The organism is Flavobacterium sp. TS_SC_5, from assembly GCF_056156265.1.
On record NZ_CM149588.1, the window covers coordinates 820,311 to 838,769 of the forward strand.

An 18,459-nucleotide genomic window follows, 5' to 3' on the forward strand; every position below is an offset into this window, starting at 1 on the left:
TATTATTTTGTTTTAAAAGGTTTTTTCAAACCTTTATACGCATCTATATCTGCTTTAATTGAACCTACTGCCAAACTGGCTTTTATTCTAAGTGGTACTTTATTATCATCATCCGAAATCCAAACTGTTAGACTCTCCTGCTCTTTAAATACACGTCCTGATTGTACCAAAGGTCTAAAAATCATTGCTGGAACGACTCCAAATTTAGTGGTAATATCTTCACGTCCAATAAATTTTAGCTTGAATTTAGTAGTTTCGTCATCAAAAAACATGTCAATTGCGACTGATTCACCAATTTTTAACTTATCAATATTAGGATGATTCCTTAAGTAATAAAATGTAGAGAGTATATCTTGTGTGTTTTTTGGGACATAAAGTGTTTTTTCCGTTTTATGTTTGTAATCTTTTACAATAACTTTATTGACAGACTGATTGAAAAAACCTTCTTGATTTTTAGTGTAGCCTCCTTCGTCAATTTTTCGAACAAAGCGATATGGATTTCTCGTTTCTTTATCAATATAACTTTCGTATAAATCATCTACTTTGAAGAAAAATCGAGACATTCCTGTGGTGTATCCTCTACCAACGACATGAAAAGTTTTTTTATTGTTGAGCGTAGCATCTTTTACTTCTAATGTGGCATATCCTGCATTCACTATCCCATAATGTATCCTGAATTTAAAAAATTCTCCCACGCCATAAGCATCTTCCTGAGGAGAATCAAAGCTTACTGTTACGATTAATATGAAGAATAAGATTAGTTTTTTCATTACTTCTTTTGTCAATTTATTGACAGTATTAGCAAAATTTATTCCAAATATATCAAAACAAAAAAACTCAGTCAAATAATGACTGAGTTTTTATGCTATTAACTAACCAAAAAACTATAAACTATGAAATTTATATGAAATCAGGAAGGAAACCACCCCTTCCCTTTTTGCGAGTGCAAAGGTAGTTAACAAATTCAGTTATGTTTGTTAAAAACAAAGTTTAACACAACATTTACAAAATAACATGTTGTTCATCGGTAATTTTTTCACAATATGTAAAAATAACGAATTTTTACAACGTTCCTCGCAATTGCTGTTCTCGCTCAATTGATTCAAATAGCGCTTTAAAGTTACCCGCACCAAACCCTTTTGCTCCCATTCTTTGAATAATTTCAAAAAACAAGGTTGGTCTGTCTTGTACTGGTTTTGTGAAAATTTGCAATAAATACCCCTCTTCATCGGCATCGACCATGATGGCTAATTGCTCGATTTCATTTAAATCTTCTTTCATCATTTTCATGTGATCACCCAATCGTTCTGGAATAGCCTCATAATACGTATGCGGAGGAGCAGATAAAAATTCGATTCCTCTAGCTTTCAGTTGCGACACCGTTTTGATAATATCATCCGTTGCAATTGCGATATGCTGGATTCCAGGTCCGCCATAAAAGTCTAAATACTCTTCGATTTGCGATTTTTTCTTTCCTTCGGCAGGTTCGTTAATTGGAAATTTGATTCTTCCGTTTCCGTTTGACATTACTTTACTCATCAACGCTGAATATTCCGTGTTGATTTGTTTGTCATCAAAAGAAAGGAAATTTACAAATCCCATCACGTCTTCATAGAACTTAACCCAAGTATTCATTTCGTTCCAACCTACATTCCCCACCATGTGATCAATGTATTTTAATCCTGTTGGCTCGGGATTGTAATCCGATTTCCATTCCTTGTAACCAGGCAAGAATACACCATTATAATTTTTGCGTTCCACAAAAATATGAACTGTTTCTCCGTAAGTATAAATTCCAGAACGGACAACTTCTCCAAACTCATCTTTTTCTACTGTTGGCTCCATAAAAGAACGAGCACCACGTTTCATAGTTTCCTCGTACGCACTAGTTGCATCTTCAACCCAAAGAGCAGCTACTTTTACACCGTCACCGTGTTTTCTCAAATGTTCATGAATTGGAGAATCCTGTGTTAATGGAGTTGTCAATACTATGCGAATTTTATCTTGCTTCAGCACATACGATGTTCTGTCTCGTACTCCGGTTTCTAGTCCGGCATACGCCAATGACTGGTAACCAAAAGCAGTCTTATAATAATGTGCAGATTGTTTTGCATTTCCTACGTAAAATTCTACGTAATCGGTTCCTAGCAACGGAAGGAAATCTTGCGCTCCTTCAAATATTTTTTCTAGTCCGTATTCTACTGATTTAAGTTCTTTTGACATGGCATTTATTATTTGATTCGGCACTTCTAGTTTTGGAACGCGGACGACGCGGATAAAACTGATGGACACGGATTTATTAATTTAAAATTATGTTGTTGTTTATTCTTAAGCCCTAGCCTTGATGGTCGAATTGCTTTCGCAATTACCTTTTTCTGGTCTCGTTTTTTTAACAAAACTAGGAAAAGATAAAGCGTACAGCAGGAAATACCTCCTTATTACTCCACCCAAGATTTATAGTACTGACCATCATCTAATCCCATCGCTTCTTCGGTGACCATAAGCGGGCGAAATGTATCGACCATAACCGCTAATTCGTGAGTTTCAGTATGACCTATACTGCGCTCCATAGCTCCTGGTGCGGGTCCGTGCGGAATTCCTTTTGGGTGCAAGGTAATATGACCTTGCTCAATATTGTTGCGGCTCATGAAATCGCCATCTACATAATACAAAACCTCATCACTATCAATATTACTGTGATTGTAAGGCGCTGGAATAGCTTTAGGGTGGTAATCGTACAGTCTCGGACAGAAAGAACAAACAACAAATGTCGCCGTCTCGAAGGTTTGATGTACCGGTGGCGGCTGATGTACGCGACCCGTTATAGGTTCGAAATTATGAATACTGAATCCGTACGGGAAATTATATCCGTCCCAACCTACTACATCAAAGGGATGCGTGGCATAAACAACTTCATGCATCATTCCTTCTTTTTTGATTTTGATTAGAAAATCGCCTTTTTCATCGTGCGTTTCTAACTCGTTTGGCAAAATAAAGTCACGCTCGCAAAATGGCGAATGTTCTAAATGTTGACCTGATTCGTTTTTATAACGTTTTGGTGTATAAAAAGGCGCAAAAGATTCTACATAAAAAAGTCTGTTTTCTGATGTTTCAAAATCAATTTGGTAAATCATTCCGCGAGGAATAATCAAGTAATCGCCATATTCGAAAGGAATATTCCCCATCATGGTGCGCAATTTTCCTTTTCCTTTGTGGATGAAAATCATTTCATCGGCATCGGCATTTTTATAGAAATAGTTGCGTAATGATTGTCTTGGTGCGGCTAATCCTATTGTACAATCTTTATTGACTAACATGGGTTTACGACTATCCAGAAAATCGTCTTCGGGTTTTAGCTCAAAGCCTTTCAGTAATAATGATTTGATGTTTTTTCCAATAGCAATTTTAGGTTCAACGGAGTAAGATTTTAGAATTTCCTTGACTTGTGTAGGTCTGTGAAAATGATACAATAAAGATGAATGACCGTGAAAACCTTCTGTTCCAAATAGTTGTTCGTAATACAAACCACCCGTTGGCTTTTCGAATTGTGTGTGTCTTTTTTGAGGGAAACTCCCCAATTTGTGATATAAAGGCATGATTTCTTTGTTTAAAAGTGTAACAAATTAAAGTTGAGATTACTTTATGATGTGCTATGATAAATCAAAAAAAAAGATACTTACTCAGGATTTCTCTTGATAAGGAATTGAAGATACTCTAATAAACCTAGCCATTTTGTTTTCATTATAACAAATATCGGAATTATTATTGAAATAATTTACAATTAAAACAAAAACCCAATGCTAAACCATGTAAATCCTTTGGGCTGTTCGGGAGACCACGAATATTTTATTTCTACAGGCCCAATGACTGTTTCTAAACCATATCCAACGGCATAACCAGAATATTTTGGGATGGAAATCCAATCCACAGATTCAAAAATCCGATCTCCTATATTAGCAAAATTTGCCGAGAAATTGATGTGATTTTTTTTGTAAAATTCATAATCTACCGTTCCCGTTGATTTTATATAACTATTGGCTGCCACGCTCAAATAATCGTACCCATATAAATATTTGAAATTATTCAATGGATTATAACCGTAACCTCCTAAAATAAAATTAAAAAAAGCAACGCTTTCCTGACCAAAAGAAAACCCGGCATCGGTTTGAAATTTTACAGTGGCGTTTTTAAACAACGTTGCTGCAACTCCAAAATCTCCTTTGGCAATGGAATACGGTTTGAAATCACCTGTATAATTGGACGACAATAAATACGATTGAACATCACCTGTGAAATACCATCCTTTTTTAGGGAAATATTTATTATCAAATGAATCGTATTTCATGTACCCAAAAAGACTAAAATAATTACTGTTGTCAATTATTGGGTCAACAGTAGCAAGTGTTTCTGATTTTATCTTTAAATATTTAAGTTCTACACCGCCGCCTATCAAGAATTTCTGAACAAATAAAGACTGGAAATACGCCTGATTTGTTATGTCCGTAAAGTCCACATTCAGAGAATTTATATCCGGATTATTGAGCGTTGTACTGCTTATTCCTTTGGCTACGTTTCTATTGAATTGGTTATAGTGTGATTTGAAACCAAAACTCAAATTGAATCCGTTTTCAATATAGTAATCAAGATTATACCTGATATTGTCGCCTAAAACAATATCAAATGAAGCTACATCGTTTTTAAAAATTGCTTTTTTACGCGTCAAATTCACCAAAACACCACTTTTGAACAAATTATCATAGTGCAATCCAAATTTCAAATATGTTTTTGTCGGATTCTCTCTCAGATTAATATTCAAATCAACATCTTGCTTGTTTGCTTCCAATGAATACGAAATGGAACTGAAATTTTTAGTTGCATTAATATTATTAATTCCCTTTAACAAATCATCATAACATGTTTTTGCTCCAGGTTTGAATTTTAATTTCCCAACAACATACTCTTTAGTATAATTTTCTAATTCATTGCTGTTTATCGCTCGGATTTGCAGGCTGTCTGACCTTAACTCCATCTTTGGTTTATGATATGGATTAGACACATCCACAATGTTTTTTAATTGTTCATAAACGGCAAATGTTGCTTCTTCTCCTTTTCTTATAATTTCATTTCCCTTATCAAAAGAAACCACGCCGTATTGAGAAATGTCTGGTTTTATATAAATATCAGTGTTTGATATATTCTTCTTCATTCTTTCGATAGACTGAAGACTAGTTATTTGGACTAAAATTTTGGTTGCATCTTTAAGTTGTGTTCGATCCAATAATCCATCCTGAACATCAACACCTATTATGATATCAGCACCTAATTTCCGAACCTCTTCAATTGGGTAGTTATTTACAACGCCGCCATCTACCAAAATTTTTCCATCAATTTCCACAGGGGAAAACAGAGAGGGAAATGCAGAACTTGCAATCATGGCTTGGGCCAAATTTCCTTTATTCAACAGCACTTCTTCTCCGGTTTCAATATTGGTACCAATACATAAAAAAGGAATTGGAAGTTGATTAAAATCTTTGATATGCCTTACGTTTCTAGTAATCCTAGTCAATAAATTAAAATTGTACATTCCTTTAGACAAGGCTTCGGGAATTCCAATTTTCATTTTATTAAATGGTAAAACCAGCGCATATAACTCGTCATTTCTTCTTTCGTAAAAATTTTTAGATGATCTGGGAATAAAATCGTTGATTAATTCATTGAAATCTGTTGCATGAAAAATAGAATCAATTTGAGTTGCATTGTATCCAGAAGCATAAAGGCCGCCAATAACCGCACCCATACTGGTTCCGCCAATGTAATCGATCTTGACTCCGGCTTCTTCCAATACTTTTAAAACTCCAATATGAGCAAATCCTTTTGCACCACCACCACTCAAAACCAAACCTATTTTAGGTCTTTTTTGATCTTGGGAAAATACCGTAAGACTGATAAAAGCGATGACTAATAGTGCGATTTTCTTCATAAGCAGCCATTTATCCCATATTAGAATTAGGGAATATTAATTTTCATTTGCAGCCTTGTAAAATTCGGTAATTTTTTTGGCTTTTGACATACCTATAACGTCCGAAATTTCTTTTTCTGTTGCTAATTTCAATCTTTTAACACTTTTAAAATGCTGAATCAGAGTCAACATGGTTTTTTCTCCAATACCGGGAATGGATTCTATCGAAGAATTCAGCGCTGCTTTACTCCTTTTGTCCCGGTGATGCGTGATCCCAAAACGGTGTGCTTCGTTTCGCAACTGCTGAATTATTTTGAGTGTTTCTGATTTTTTATCTAAATACAACGGAATAGAATCGCCCGGATAAAACAACTCTTCCAATCTTTTGGCAATACCAATTATTGCTATTTTTCCTCGAAGCCCTAATTCATCAATACTCTTTAATGCCGATGATAATTGTCCTTTTCCACCATCAATAATTATTAAATTCGGCAGCGGCTGATTTTCGTCCAGCAATCTTTTGTATCTTCTATAAACGACTTCAGTCATCGAAGCAAAATCGTCCGGTCCTTCGACAGTTTTTATATTAAAATGACGGTAATCTTTTTTGCTGGGTTTCCCATCTTTAAAAACTACACAAGCCGCCACAGGATTTGTTCCTTGAATATTCGAGTTGTCAAAACATTCGATGTGTCTTGGCTCGACCGGCAATCGCAAATCTTTTTGCATTTGCGCCATAATTCGTTTCGTATGGCGATCTGGATCTACAATTTGCAATTGTTTGAGTTGTTCAATTCGGTAAAACTTAGCATTTCGAATCGATAAATCCAAAATTTGCTTTTTGTCTCCCAATTGTGGAACCGTAATTTTTATATTCTCACCTAAATCCACATGAAACGGAACAATAACTTCTCTGGATAATAAATGAAAACGATCTCGCAATTCAATAATTGCCAATTCTAATAACTCTTCATCTGGCTCATCGAGTTTCTTTTTGATTTCCATCGTATGAGAACGAATAATCGAACCATGTGAAATTTGCAGAAAATTTACATACGCCGCACTTTCATCTGAAACAATCGAAAACACATCGATGTTGGTGATTTTTGGATTTACAATCGTAGAACGCGATTGATAATTCTCTAAAATTTCAATTTTTTCTTTTATTTTCTGTGCTTCTTCAAAATGCATATCAGCGGCTAAACTGGTCATGACGCGCTTGAAATCTTTCATACTTTCCTTGAAATTCCCTTTCAGGATTTCGCGAATCGCATCCACTTGTTTCTGGTAATTTTCTAAAGTTTCATGACCTTCACAAGGTCCCATACAATTCCCAATATGATATTCGAGACAAACCTTGAATTTCCCGCTTTCGATATTGCTTTTACTCAAATCATAGTTGCAAGTTCGTAGCGGATACAACTCTTTAATCAGTTCTAAAATAGTGCTTACAGTTTTGAAACTGGTATAGGGACCAAAATATTCTGACCCATCTTTGACCATTCTTCGAGTGGCAAAAATGCGCGAGAAAGGTTCTTTCTTGATACACAACCACGGATAACTTTTATCATCCCGCAATAACACATTGTAACGCGGCTGCAAGGTTTTTATCAGATTATTTTCTAATAAAAGCGCATCTGTTTCTGTAGGAACCACAATATGTTTTATCGTAACAATTTTCTTTACGAGCACATTGGTTTTGGCCGTATCATGAATTTTATTGAAATAAGAAGAAACTCGCTTTTTAAGATTTTTAGCTTTGCCCACATACAAAATTTTCCCTTCTTTGTCGTAATATTGGTATACGCCGGGATTATCAGGTAAGGTTTGGATTTGTAGGGCTAAAGTTGTTGGATTCATGTAACAAAGTTAATCTCAAAAATCCCCAAATACAAATCAATGTTCTTGAAATCTTACTAAGGAAAATTTTATCGGAATTTTAGTTTCTAATTCGTTATTATCCTTATTTTTATGCTTTCAAGAACCTATGATGAAAATTAATACCACACCTATTGTTCTTTTTGGCGAAAGCATAAATCCGGACGAAAGCAAAACTATCAATGTCGAAATTGCCAGACTGCACACCACTACAAAACTGAACATCCCCGTTATTGTAAGACGATCTAAAATTGATGGTCCTGTCGTAATTTTTTCTGCTGGAATTCATGGAGATGAAAATAACAGTGTTTACTATCAAGGACAATATGCTGTTGGGAAACCGTGTAATTAAATAAAACTGGAATACTTAGAGATATTATACTCATTTCGACCATATAACAAATAAATACAAATCAAATGAAACAGTTGAATTTTATAATCATTGTTGTAATCCTGATGGTAGGTTGTGCATCTAGATCTGACAAAAGCATAGGTGCACCCACTAATCCTATCAATCAGATTAATGACACACTTAGAGAAAAATATGCAGTAATTAATGATTTTTTAGACACAAAAATTAAAGATCGTTCTAAAAAAATTATGATTCTTAGTAAAAAAATCAATAAGAATATGACCTTAAAGATTCTTAGGCTAAATGATATTTGTGTTTTGGATACAATAGACAGAGAAAAATGTCATGAAGATAAAACATTCTACAAAGAGGCAGACTGGGAAATAGCAAGAAAAAAATACAGCAAAAACTCTGTAACAGAAATTGAGAATGCTACTTATCGAGACGGAGATTGTTGCTGGATTGCAGAGAATTTTACCTATAAAAATGTGATTTTTGAAGAATCACTGCCTGGCTCAACAGCTTTTATTGAAAAATATATGTCTTCGAAAGTAACAGATATTGAAGCAAATTTTTTCAATACGCTTAATTATGATTTTTATGTTTTTTCGGAACCCATCTATTATCAAAATAGAGAATGTCTGATTTTTACTTTTTCTGAAGGCTATATTGATGGTTTGAGTGGTAGTTCATATATTATAATATATAAAAAGAAAAACGGCAAATGGGTTCAAACGCATATAGGGGTGCCTAATTGGATAAGTTGAGATAGAGTTTACTATTAAGGACAATATGCTGTTGGATAACCGTGTAATTAAATAAAACTAGAAGACGTCGAGATATTATACTCATTTTCGACCATATAACAAATAAATACAAATCAAATGAAACGTCTACATTTTATAATCATTGCCTCAATTCTTATGATAAGTTGTGCTCCTAAATACGACAATAGCATAACGGTAGTTAACAATCCAATCAATAAGATTAATGACACACTCAGAGAAAAATATGCTGTAGTCAATGATTTTCTAGAAACAAAAATTAAAGATCGTTCTAAAAAAATTATGATTCATAGCAAGAAAATCAATACTAATATGACTTTGAAAATTCTTAGACTAAATGAGATTTACGCTTTGGATTCAATAGACAGCAAAAAAAATTATGAAGATAAAACATTCTATAAAGAAGTAGACTGGGAAATAGCTAGAAAAAAATACAGTAAAAACTCAGTAGCAGAAATAGAAAATGCTACTTTTAGAGGAGGAGAATGTTGCTGGGTTACGGAGAATTTTAATTATAAAAATTTTATTTTTGAAGAATCAGATTTTGGCACACCAGCTTATGAAAAAAAGTACTTTTTTGGTTTAAATGAGTATGGGTATGAGTTTGAAGACTTTGATATTTCGGAACCTATATATTATCAAAACAAGGAATACCTTATTTTTACTTTTTCCCATGGAAAAGTATTTCCAACTTATGAAATTTCTACAAGAATTATAATATATAAAAAGATAAACGGAAAATGGGTTCAAACCCATATAGGGGTGCCTAATTGGATAAGTTGAAATTGGCTTTGGCGATCAAAAAAAATTAGAAACTATTTTAAGAATGTTTTTTTAACTAACAGCAATCTATAAATGCAGGATTCAAGTCATAAATGAATATAACTTTTAATGCTAATCTTGGGTGGAAAACAATGGAAAGATTTACTGCCTTAATGAAGAAAAATAAAGAAGGAAAATGGGAATTAGGTTCGTATTATTATGACCCTAATTCTACCTGGTAAATAAATACTGGTTTCACAAAGTAAACCCTGAAAAACTGCGAAAATGACTCTTAATCTTTGCGCAGTTTTTAAGTTCTATTATGTAAATGAAAGTCAGCGTAGGTTAAGAAAATTTGCATTTACTTTGAATTTGCAAGGCTAAACATGCTGAAATCCCATAAATAAGTTAATCTGTAAAATCCCCAAATACAAATCAATGTTCTTGAAATCTTACTAAGGAAAATTTTATCGGAATTTTAGTTTCTAATTCGTTATTATCCTTATTTTTATGCTTTCAAGAACCTATGATGAAAATTAATACCACACCTATTGTTCTTTTTGGCGAAAGCATAAATCCGGACGAAAGCAAAACTATCAATGTCGAAATTGCCAGACTGCACACCACTACAAAACTGAACATCCCTATTATAGTGCGACGCTCCAAGTTTGAAGGTCCCGTTGTTCTTTTCTCGGCAGGGATTCATGGTGACGAAATCAATGGAGTCGAAATCGTCCGCCAGCTCATTTACAAAAAAATCAACAAGCCAAAAAGAGGTACAATCATTTGTATTCCAATAATAAATGTATACGGATTTGTCAACAAATCACGAGAATTCCCAGACGGTCGAGATTTAAACCGCGTTTTTCCCGGAAGTAAAACAGGTTCTTTAGCCAGTAGATTCGCATTTCATATTTTAGCCGAAATCATGCCATTGGTAGAATATGCCGTCGATTTTCATGCTGGTGGAGCGAGCCGTTTCAACGCACCACAAATTAGAATAGCACATAGTAATCAGGAATTAAAAATTCTTGCCGATGTATTTAATGCACCTTTCACCTTATATTCCAGAAACATTATGGGATCGTTTAGGAGTTCCAGTGAAAGAATGGATGTCAAAATGTTACTTTTTGAAGGCGGAAAATCATTAGATATCAACAATGAAATTGCTGATGAAGGTATAAATGGAGCTAAGCGCCTGCTGAAACACCTTGATATGTTAGATTTAAAACATACTGTGATACAACAAAAATCCAACACCATTTATATTGAAAAATCTGGTTGGATACGCGCCAAATGTTCCGGATTATTGCACGATTTTAATACGATAGGAAAGTTTGTAAAAAAAGGAACTATTCTTGCCACCATAACGGATCCGTACGGAAAGTTTGAACGGAAAGTAAAAGCGCCAAACGACGGGTATATCATTAATGCGAATCATTCCCCTATTGTGTATGAAGGCGATGCCATTTATCATTTATCCAATGCTCTTGGAGAAGAAGGAGAATAAAATATTTAAAATGAACAAAAGAGAGTTACGACAAAAATACAAAGCCCTACGAAATTCACTTTCTGAAAATGAAGTGGAAGAAATGAGTTTGGCAGTAGCCAATAAAATACTAGCGCTTCCACTTTGGGAACAAAACTATTTTCATATTTTCCTTCCCATATCTGAACAAAAAGAGGTTAATACAGAATATATCTTACACTTATTATCTGGAAAAGACAAAGAGATTATTGTTTCCAAAGCTGATTTTGCAACCCGAAGCATGACTCATTTCCTATTGACGGACAACACTAAAATCAAGAAAAATGAATACAACATTCCAGAACCTGTGGATGGAATAATAGTTCCCGCAAATAAAATTGATGTGGTTTTTGTTCCGCTTTTGGCTTTCGACAAAAAAGGGCATCGCGTGGGTTACGGCAAAGGGTTTTACGATAAATTTTTATCGGAATGCAAACCGGATGTAATCAAAATTGGACTGTGTTTCTTCGAACCTGAAGAAATTATTGAAGATGTTTTTGAAGGCGATATACAACTGGATTATTGCGTGACGCCAAATTCAATTCACTCGTTTTAATTTGGAATGACTACTTTCGCAGCAAATACAATCCAAAATAATTTATGAGAACATTCAAAAATTCAAGATTTGCCGTAAGCGTTATGGTTATTTTATTCGCTGTTTCATTTTCAAATTGCAGCATTCAAACCGGAACCAGCAGATCAAGTTATAAAGCAAAAAAACTTCCTCCAGGACACGCTAAAAAAATATATGGTGGAAAAAGTGCAAAACGATATGCACCGGGACACAACAAAAATTAATAAAAAAAAGACCTGTTCAAATCATGAACAGGTCTTTTTGTATAGGGTAAAAACGCTGAATCTAATCGTGATGAAATGCTTTTTTATTAAAGAAAATCAGGATTCCAACTCCGGTAGAAATCGCCATATCGGCAATGTTGAAAATTGCGTTAAAAAAAGTAAATTCTTTTCCGCCCCAAATAGGCAACCAACTTGGTAAATTTCCATGCCAAAAAGGAAAGTAAAACATATCTACTACTTTTCCGTGAAACCAAGTTCCATAGGGTTGGTCAGAGAACAAAGTAGCTAATTGTTGCTGGCTGTCGTCAAAAATAACACCGTAAAAAACAGAATCGATAATATTTCCGAAAGCTCCGGCCAAAATCAGTGAAATAGCAACAATCAAATAATTAGAACTGTGTTTTCTTTCTACAGAATCCCACAACCAATACCCTATTCCAGCAACAGCAACTAATCTAAAAAGTGTCAGGAATAATTTTCCGTATGTACCCGGAATTTCAGTTCCCCAAGCCATTCCTTCATTTTCAATAAAAAGAATTTTGAACCATTTGAATACTTCAACTTCTTCGCCTAATATAAAATTAGTTTTAATGTATATTTTGGAAACTTGATCAACAAGCAATAAGATAAAAATAAGGAGATACGCTTTTCGTAATGACATTTTATAAATTTTAATGGCGCAAAAATAACAATTAAATCAAAAAAAACGCTCCATTAGGAGCGTTAAATATTACACAACAAGTAGTTTATCTTTGCAAATTCTTTGCTTCAATACTCATTGTTGCATGAGGAACGATTTTCAATCTTTCTTTCCCAATTAGTTTGCCTGTAACTTTACATACACCGTACGTTTTATTTTCTACACGGAAAAGTGCATTTTTCAAATCACGAATAAACTTCTCCTGACGTATTGCCAGTTGAGAATTCGCTTCTTTAGACATTGTTTCGCTTCCCTCTTCAAAGGCTTTGAAGGTAGGCGAAGTATCGTCAGTTCCGTTATTTAAATCATTCATGTATGCACTTTTTATCAGATCTAAATCAGCTTGTGCTTTTTGAATTTTATTCAGGATTATCTCTTTGAATTCTGCTAAATCAGCGTCAGAGTACCTTGTTGCTTCATCTACCATTTTGTGTTATTTTGAAATTAATATCATTGTTTTTATATCATCAAATTCAATTTCTGTACCGTTTTCCAATTCATTCACAAAAACCAAATCGCTGGTTAATGTTTCTGATTTTATATACGCTTCATTTTCAAGTATCGCCTCTTCTAAAATTCCATTTCGTTTCAATTGAACTTTAATTTTATCAGTAACTTCAAATCCGGAATCTTTACGGATATTCTGGATTCTGTTTACTAATTCTCTGGCAATTCCTTCTTGTTTTAATGCTGGTGAAATCGTAATATCCAGCGCAACCGTTATTCCGTTTGAATTGGCTACTAACCAACCTTCAATATCCTGTGATGTAATTTCTACATCTTCTAAAGTTAAAATTACGTTATTTCCTGCAATAACAATATTCAGACTTCCTTCCTTGTCCAATTGGCTGATTTGCTCTTTTGAAAACCCTTGTATTTCCTTAGAAATCAAGTCCATACCCTTTCCGAAACGGGGTCCAAGCGCCTTAAAATTAGGCTTAATTTGTTTCACCAAAACACCGGAAGCATCATCCAAAAGTACGATTTCTTTCACGTTTACCTCTGCTTTTATAAGGTCGGAAACAGCTTCAATTTCAGCCCTTTGATTGTCGTCAAGTACTGGAATCATTACCTTCTGCAAGGGTTGACGCACCTTTATCATTTCCTTTTTTCGGAGTGATAAAACCAATGATGAAATGGTTTGTGCTTTCTGCATTTTGCTCTCTAACATTTTATTAACATAGTTGTCAACCGAAATTGGAAACTCCGCCAAATGTACACTGTCATACTTTTCTGACCGTGTTGTTGATGTTAAGTCTCTGTAAAGTTTATCCATAAAAAACGGAGCGATTGGCGCTCCCAGTTTACTTATGGTCAACAAACAGGTATATAAAGTTTGATACGCCGCGATCTTGTCCTGCGCATATTCCCCTTTCCAAAAACGTCTTCTGCACAAACGAACGTACCAGTTACTCAAGTTTTCCTGAACAAATTCAGAGATTGCACGAGCTGCTTTCGTTGGTTCATAATCCGCATAGAAACCATCTACTTCTTTGATCAAAGTATTCAATTCTGACATGATCCATTGGTCAATTTCCGGTCTTTCGTTCAACGGAATCTCCGCTTCTTCAAATTTGAAACCATCAATATTGGCATACAAACTAAAAAACGAATACGTATTGTATAAAGTTCCAAAGAATTTTCTTCGCACCTCAGCAATTCCCTCTAAATCAAATTTAAGGTTGTCCCAAGGATTCGCATTCGATATCATGTACCAACGCGTCGCATCTGGACCGTATTCTTTTAAGGTTTCAAATGGATCTGCGGCATTCCCTAAACGTTTGGACATTTTTTGCCCGTTTTTGTCTAAAACCAATCCGTTTGAAACTACATTTTTATAGGCCACTTTATCGAAAACTAATGTTCCAATGGCGTGCAACGTATAAAACCAACCACGTGTTTGATCCACTCCTTCTGCAATAAAATCAGCAGGGAAATCTTTGTTTTCGTCAATTTTATCTTTGTTTTCAAAAGGATAATGCCATTGCGCATAAGGCATAGAACCCGAATCGAACCAAACGTCAATCAAGTCCGCTTCACGAGTCATTGGCTTGCCAGAGGTAGAAACCAACGTGATTTCATCGACTACATTTTTATGTAAATCAACTAAATCATAATTTGATTCGGCCATATTTCCAATTTCAAAACCTTTGAAAGGATTTTCTTTTTGGAAACCTGCAGCGATAGATTTTTCAATTTCGTTGTATAATTCTTCAACAGAACCAATTAAAATTTCTTCTTGTTTGTCTTCGGTTCTCCAAATTGGCAATGGAATTCCCCAGAATCTTGAACGCGATAAATTCCAATCATTGGCATTTTTCAACCAATTTCCAAAACGTCCTTCTCCAGTCGCTTTTGGCTTCCAGTTGATGGTTTCGTTCAAGTCAAACATTCTATCTTTAACTTTAGAAATTTTTATAAACCAAGAATCCAAAGGATAATATAAAATAGGCTTGTCTGTTCTCCAGCAATGTGGATAACTATGGACATATTTCTCTACTTTAAACGCTCTGTTTTCTTCTTTTAATCGGATGGCGATTTCAACATCTACTGAACGTTCCGGTGCTTCACCTTCGTTATAATATTCGTTTTTTACATATTTACCGGCATATTCCCCCACATGTGAAGTGAATTTTCCTTGTAAATCTACTAACGGAACCGGCGTTCCATTTTCGTCAAGAACTAACATCGGCGGAATTTCCGGTGTAGCTTCTTTGGCTACTTTTGCATCATCAGCACCAAAAGTAGGCGATGTATGAACAATTCCTGTTCCGTCCTCAGTAGTTACAAAATCTCCTGAAATTACTCTGAAAGCATTTTCAGCATTTTGATACGGAAGTACTAAAGGCATTAATTGTTCATAACGAATGTCAACCAAATCAGCTCCTTTGCATTCCGCCAAAACCTGATATGGGATTTTTTTATCACCTTCCTTGAAATTTTCAAAATCAGCTGGTTCAGCACTTTCGAAGAACCCTTTTCCGAATTGTTTGCCAACTAAATTCTTAGCCAAAATCAATGTTGCCGGACGAAACGTATATTGATTGAATGTTTTTACTAAAGCATATTCAATTTTTGGACCTACAGTCAAAGCTGTATTACTTGGCAATGTCCAAGGCGTTGTCGTCCAAGCTAAGATAAAGATTTCGTCTAAATCCAACGCTTCTAACTTATAATGAAGTAAATTATTCGAACTGATGTAATCGTAAAACTTTGAGAACAACAACTCTTTGTGCGCGTCAATCACTTTGAATTGTGCCACAACAGTCGTATCCGTAACATCTCGGTAACTTCCCGGTTGATTCACTTCGTGCGACGATAATCCTGTTCCTGCTTTTGGCGAGTACGGCTGAATGGTGTAGCCTTTGTACATCAAATCCTTATTATAGATCTGTTTCAAAATCCACCAAACCGTTTCCATGTATTTGGATTTGTAGGTAACATACGGATCTTCCATATCAACCCAATAGCCCATTTTTTCGGTCAAATCATTCCATACATCCGTATAACGCATCACGGTTTTTTTACACGCTTCGTTATATTCTTCGATGGAAATGGTTTTTCCAATATCTTCTTTAGTGATTCCCAATTCTTTTTCGGTACCTAGTTCCACAGGCAAACCATGGGTATCCCAGCCCGCTTTACGCTTTACTTGGAACCCTTTTTGAGTTTTATATCTGCAAAAAATATCTTTAATGGCACGCGCCATTACGTGGTGAATCCCCGGCAGTCCATTTGCCGAAGGCGGCCCTTCAAAAAATACGAATGGTGGGTTTCCTTCACGAGTGGTTACGCTTTTCTCGAATATATTTTCTTTCTTCCAAAAATCCAGAACTTCTGACGCCACAGTTGGTAAGTCAAGTCCTTTGTATTCAGTAAATTTTGTGCTCATTTTATCCTTTTCTAAATCGAGGTGCGAAAGTAAGGAATTTTGAATAAAAGAAAGAAAAGATGAGAGAAAATAGACAAATTTGATTAGAGAATTCGATAAAATTCACAATAAGTCCGACAACATTCCATTTTGAGCAAAAACTTCTTTTAAAACGTTTAGCAATTTTGGCTTTTTGAATTTTAATTCCTACTGAATCTTATAAAGTATAATTGTTTTTAAATACTTTGTTTCAATAGAATTTCTTAAGAATTTAAAGTACCTAACCCTTATTTGTCATCCTCATCCAGCTCGAAGAAATCATTAACTGATTTTCCAAACAACCTTGATAATTTTAACGCCAGAACTGTTGATGGCACAAAGCGATTGGTTTCAATTGAATTTATGGTTTGCCTAGAAACGCCTATTTTCTCAGCGAGTTCCTCTTGAGTTAAATTTAAAATAGCGCGTTCTATTTTTAGTCTATTCTTCATTGTACGCTTTTTTTAACTTACGGAAAGTAAGAATTTGCATGAACAATAAAACCCCAAATATTGGAATATCCTTAACACCTTCCATTTTTGGGGTATCAGAAAAACTAAAGGAAATTATATAATTAACAAATGGCAGTGATAAATAGCCTAATACCGTTCCAATAACTGCGTAATGGTAGGATTGCATCCTAATCTTTGCTATTAACTCATCTTCTACTTTTTCCTTAGAAATTGCAATCATGAGCAAACTTAAAATAGCTAGAGTCGAGCCTATCCTTTGAAATAAATCTTGGTATTTATTATTTTCTAAATAAATTGAGATCAGTGGAACTGAAATGAATGATATAACAAACAATATTAGTCCAACAATTTTAAATTTATTAGGCAACTGGTAACCTGTAAACTTATCAATTTTTTCAATATCTCCTTCTTGTTTTGCTTTTGGTTCCATAAAGTTAAGTAGTTAAAGCTTGCTTTCCATAAAGAACAGTAAACTAGATTAAAAGACAAATATACTTTACTTTTTAATAGAAAATCAAATTATCAATATTTTTTTTCCTTCTATGAAAAAACTTCTTTCAAAACGTCCAGCGATTTTGGTTTTTTAAAGCCGTCCAAGTGAAAACTGTAATAATCTATCAGTATCTTCAAAATGATTTGCCTTTCTATGACATGGAATATTTTCTGATTGTTATCGAATTTCAAGTCAATCAATTTTTTAAACAAATTACTTTCATGCTCCGTAAGTGAACTGACAGCATGAAAAGGCGTAAAAATACCTTCGTTCATTTCGAAAAAAGGCATATCCATGTCCGAAGTATCTGGATAAAAACCTAAATATTTTGTAGTTTCCAATAATAAAATCAAATGAAAATTAGCAATTTCATCGTTATTGTCCAACCAATGTAAAGCCGTTTCCAGAAAGGTAAACAGATGCTCATTCGTTTCTTCCTCATGAATGGAATGATGCAGCATTTCCGAAATAAACATCACTATCGTACTCTTATAAATATCCGAATGAATCGAATGAAAAGGCGTCGCGATTTTTATTTCTTTGAAATTTTCTAAAGTGCCCTTATTTTTATGAACGGCTTCAATTTCGAGTATCGTTAAAGGCTGAAAATAAGCGATTTTCTGATTCGCTTTTCGGCTCGAAAAAGCATCTCGAACAAAGTACGATTTCAAACCATGCGACAACGTGAAGCACTTGACAATCAAGCTTTTTTCTTGGAATTTCAAAGATGAAAGAACGATGGCTTTGGTTTTGACTTGCACAATTTTTTTGTTTAAAGTTTAAAGTTTAAAGTTTTAGATTGTGATGACAAACCAAACTCA

General features: G+C 34.5%; 17 protein-coding genes. 6 read left to right on the forward strand and 11 right to left on the reverse strand.

Annotated elements, in window-relative coordinates:
• Positions 1-2 precede the first annotated feature (2 nt).
• From AC0J6S_RS03640 to uvrC, 5 genes are all read right to left on the reverse strand, one after another.
• Positions 3-770 carry a DUF3108 domain-containing protein gene (locus AC0J6S_RS03640; RefSeq protein ID WP_474955483.1) on the reverse strand — a complete coding sequence of 256 codons (768 nt, stop codon included), beginning with the start codon at positions 768-770 and terminating at the stop codon, positions 3-5.
• Positions 771-1,062: 292 nt separating this feature from the next.
• Positions 1,063-2,223, reverse strand: a complete 1,161-nt coding sequence (hppD, locus tag AC0J6S_RS03645) for a 4-hydroxyphenylpyruvate dioxygenase (protein ID WP_474955484.1) — start codon at positions 2,221-2,223, stop codon at positions 1,063-1,065.
• 215 nt (positions 2,224-2,438) lie between these two features.
• Positions 2,439-3,596: a homogentisate 1,2-dioxygenase gene (locus tag AC0J6S_RS03650; RefSeq protein WP_474955485.1), complete on the reverse strand. Its 1,158-nt coding sequence runs from the start codon at positions 3,594-3,596 to the stop codon at positions 2,439-2,441.
• 185 nt (positions 3,597-3,781) lie between these two features.
• Complete coding sequence (locus AC0J6S_RS03655) at positions 3,782-5,980, reverse strand: patatin-like phospholipase family protein (RefSeq protein ID WP_474955486.1); 2,199 nt, start codon at positions 5,978-5,980, stop codon at positions 3,782-3,784.
• Positions 5,981-6,016: 36 nt separating this feature from the next.
• Positions 6,017-7,819 carry an excinuclease ABC subunit UvrC gene (gene uvrC, locus AC0J6S_RS03660; RefSeq protein WP_474955487.1) on the reverse strand — a complete coding sequence of 601 codons (1,803 nt, stop codon included), beginning with the start codon at positions 7,817-7,819 and terminating at the stop codon, positions 6,017-6,019.
• A gap of 127 nt (positions 7,820-7,946) precedes the next feature.
• On the opposite strand from uvrC, the gene AC0J6S_RS03665 reads away from it, so the two are divergent.
• The 6 genes from AC0J6S_RS03665 (at position 7,947) to AC0J6S_RS03690 (ending at position 12,062) form a co-directional block, all read left to right on the forward strand.
• Complete coding sequence (locus tag AC0J6S_RS03665; RefSeq protein WP_474955488.1) at positions 7,947-8,189, forward strand: hypothetical protein; 243 nt, start codon at positions 7,947-7,949, stop codon at positions 8,187-8,189.
• 65 nt (positions 8,190-8,254) lie between these two features.
• Positions 8,255-8,956, forward strand: coding sequence for a hypothetical protein (locus AC0J6S_RS03670; protein WP_474955489.1), 702 nt, complete (start codon positions 8,255-8,257; stop codon positions 8,954-8,956).
• A gap of 117 nt (positions 8,957-9,073) precedes the next feature.
• Positions 9,074-9,757, forward strand: coding sequence for a hypothetical protein (locus AC0J6S_RS03675; protein ID WP_474955490.1), 684 nt, complete (start codon positions 9,074-9,076; stop codon positions 9,755-9,757).
• A gap of 508 nt (positions 9,758-10,265) precedes the next feature.
• A complete protein-coding gene (locus AC0J6S_RS03680; protein WP_474956318.1) occupies positions 10,266-11,246 on the forward strand; it encodes a succinylglutamate desuccinylase/aspartoacylase family protein in 981 nt (326 codons plus the stop codon).
• Between the two features lie 10 nt (positions 11,247-11,256).
• Complete coding sequence (locus AC0J6S_RS03685) at positions 11,257-11,820, forward strand: 5-formyltetrahydrofolate cyclo-ligase (protein ID WP_474955491.1); 564 nt, start codon at positions 11,257-11,259, stop codon at positions 11,818-11,820.
• 44 nt (positions 11,821-11,864) lie between these two features.
• Entirely contained in the window at positions 11,865-12,062 is a 198-nt protein-coding gene (locus tag AC0J6S_RS03690; protein WP_474955492.1) for a hypothetical protein, read from the forward strand.
• Between the two features lie 61 nt (positions 12,063-12,123).
• On the opposite strand, the gene AC0J6S_RS03695 is transcribed toward AC0J6S_RS03690, so the two are convergent.
• From AC0J6S_RS03695 to recO, 6 genes are all read right to left on the reverse strand, one after another.
• Positions 12,124-12,723 carry a lipoprotein signal peptidase gene (locus AC0J6S_RS03695; RefSeq protein ID WP_091203469.1) on the reverse strand — a complete coding sequence of 200 codons (600 nt, stop codon included), beginning with the start codon at positions 12,721-12,723 and terminating at the stop codon, positions 12,124-12,126.
• 85 nt (positions 12,724-12,808) lie between these two features.
• The gene (locus AC0J6S_RS03700; protein ID WP_073209154.1) at positions 12,809-13,189 is read right to left on the reverse strand and encodes a TraR/DksA family transcriptional regulator; all 381 of its coding nucleotides are present in this window, start codon (positions 13,187-13,189) and stop codon (positions 12,809-12,811) included.
• 6 nt (positions 13,190-13,195) lie between these two features.
• Entirely contained in the window at positions 13,196-16,654 is a 3,459-nt protein-coding gene (gene ileS / locus AC0J6S_RS03705; protein WP_474955493.1) for an isoleucine--tRNA ligase, read from the reverse strand.
• Between the two features lie 266 nt (positions 16,655-16,920).
• Positions 16,921-17,124 carry a helix-turn-helix transcriptional regulator gene (locus AC0J6S_RS03710; RefSeq protein WP_474955494.1) on the reverse strand — a complete coding sequence of 68 codons (204 nt, stop codon included), beginning with the start codon at positions 17,122-17,124 and terminating at the stop codon, positions 16,921-16,923.
• The gene (locus AC0J6S_RS03715; RefSeq protein WP_474955495.1) at positions 17,114-17,575 is read right to left on the reverse strand and encodes a hypothetical protein; all 462 of its coding nucleotides are present in this window, start codon (positions 17,573-17,575) and stop codon (positions 17,114-17,116) included. The genes AC0J6S_RS03710 and AC0J6S_RS03715 overlap by 11 nt, the downstream gene beginning before the upstream one ends.
• Before the next feature lie 110 nt (positions 17,576-17,685).
• Positions 17,686-18,399, reverse strand: a complete 714-nt coding sequence (gene recO, locus AC0J6S_RS03720) for a DNA repair protein RecO (RefSeq protein ID WP_474955496.1) — start codon at positions 18,397-18,399, stop codon at positions 17,686-17,688.
• Positions 18,400-18,459: the final 60 nt, after the last annotated feature.

Bases quoted from the DNA above. Each gene is read 5' to 3' on its own strand.
- uvrC (WP_474955487.1), bottom strand. From the start codon at position 7,819: ATGAATCCAACAACTTTAGCCCTACAAATCCAAACCTTACCTGATAAT.
- AC0J6S_RS03685 (WP_474955491.1), top strand. From the start codon at position 11,257: ATGAACAAAAGAGAGTTACGACAAAAATACAAAGCCCTACGAAATTCA.
- ileS (WP_474955493.1), bottom strand. From the start codon at position 16,654: ATGAGCACAAAATTTACTGAATACAAAGGACTTGACTTACCAACTGTG.
- AC0J6S_RS03640 (WP_474955483.1), bottom strand. From the start codon at position 770: ATGAAAAAACTAATCTTATTCTTCATATTAATCGTAACAGTAAGCTTT.
- AC0J6S_RS03710 (WP_474955494.1), bottom strand. From the start codon at position 17,124: ATGAAGAATAGACTAAAAATAGAACGCGCTATTTTAAATTTAACTCAA.
- AC0J6S_RS03655 (WP_474955486.1), bottom strand. From the start codon at position 5,980: ATGAAGAAAATCGCACTATTAGTCATCGCTTTTATCAGTCTTACGGTA.
- AC0J6S_RS03665 (WP_474955488.1), top strand. From the start codon at position 7,947: ATGATGAAAATTAATACCACACCTATTGTTCTTTTTGGCGAAAGCATA.
- AC0J6S_RS03680 (WP_474956318.1), top strand. From the start codon at position 10,266: ATGAAAATTAATACCACACCTATTGTTCTTTTTGGCGAAAGCATAAAT.
- hppD (WP_474955484.1), bottom strand. From the start codon at position 2,223: ATGTCAAAAGAACTTAAATCAGTAGAATACGGACTAGAAAAAATATTT.
- AC0J6S_RS03690 (WP_474955492.1), top strand. From the start codon at position 11,865: ATGAGAACATTCAAAAATTCAAGATTTGCCGTAAGCGTTATGGTTATT.
- AC0J6S_RS03670 (WP_474955489.1), top strand. From the start codon at position 8,255: ATGAAACAGTTGAATTTTATAATCATTGTTGTAATCCTGATGGTAGGT.
- AC0J6S_RS03650 (WP_474955485.1), bottom strand. From the start codon at position 3,596: ATGCCTTTATATCACAAATTGGGGAGTTTCCCTCAAAAAAGACACACA.
- AC0J6S_RS03675 (WP_474955490.1), top strand. From the start codon at position 9,074: ATGAAACGTCTACATTTTATAATCATTGCCTCAATTCTTATGATAAGT.
- AC0J6S_RS03715 (WP_474955495.1), bottom strand. From the start codon at position 17,575: ATGGAACCAAAAGCAAAACAAGAAGGAGATATTGAAAAAATTGATAAG.
- AC0J6S_RS03700 (WP_073209154.1), bottom strand. From the start codon at position 13,189: ATGGTAGATGAAGCAACAAGGTACTCTGACGCTGATTTAGCAGAATTC.
- AC0J6S_RS03695 (WP_091203469.1), bottom strand. From the start codon at position 12,723: ATGTCATTACGAAAAGCGTATCTCCTTATTTTTATCTTATTGCTTGTT.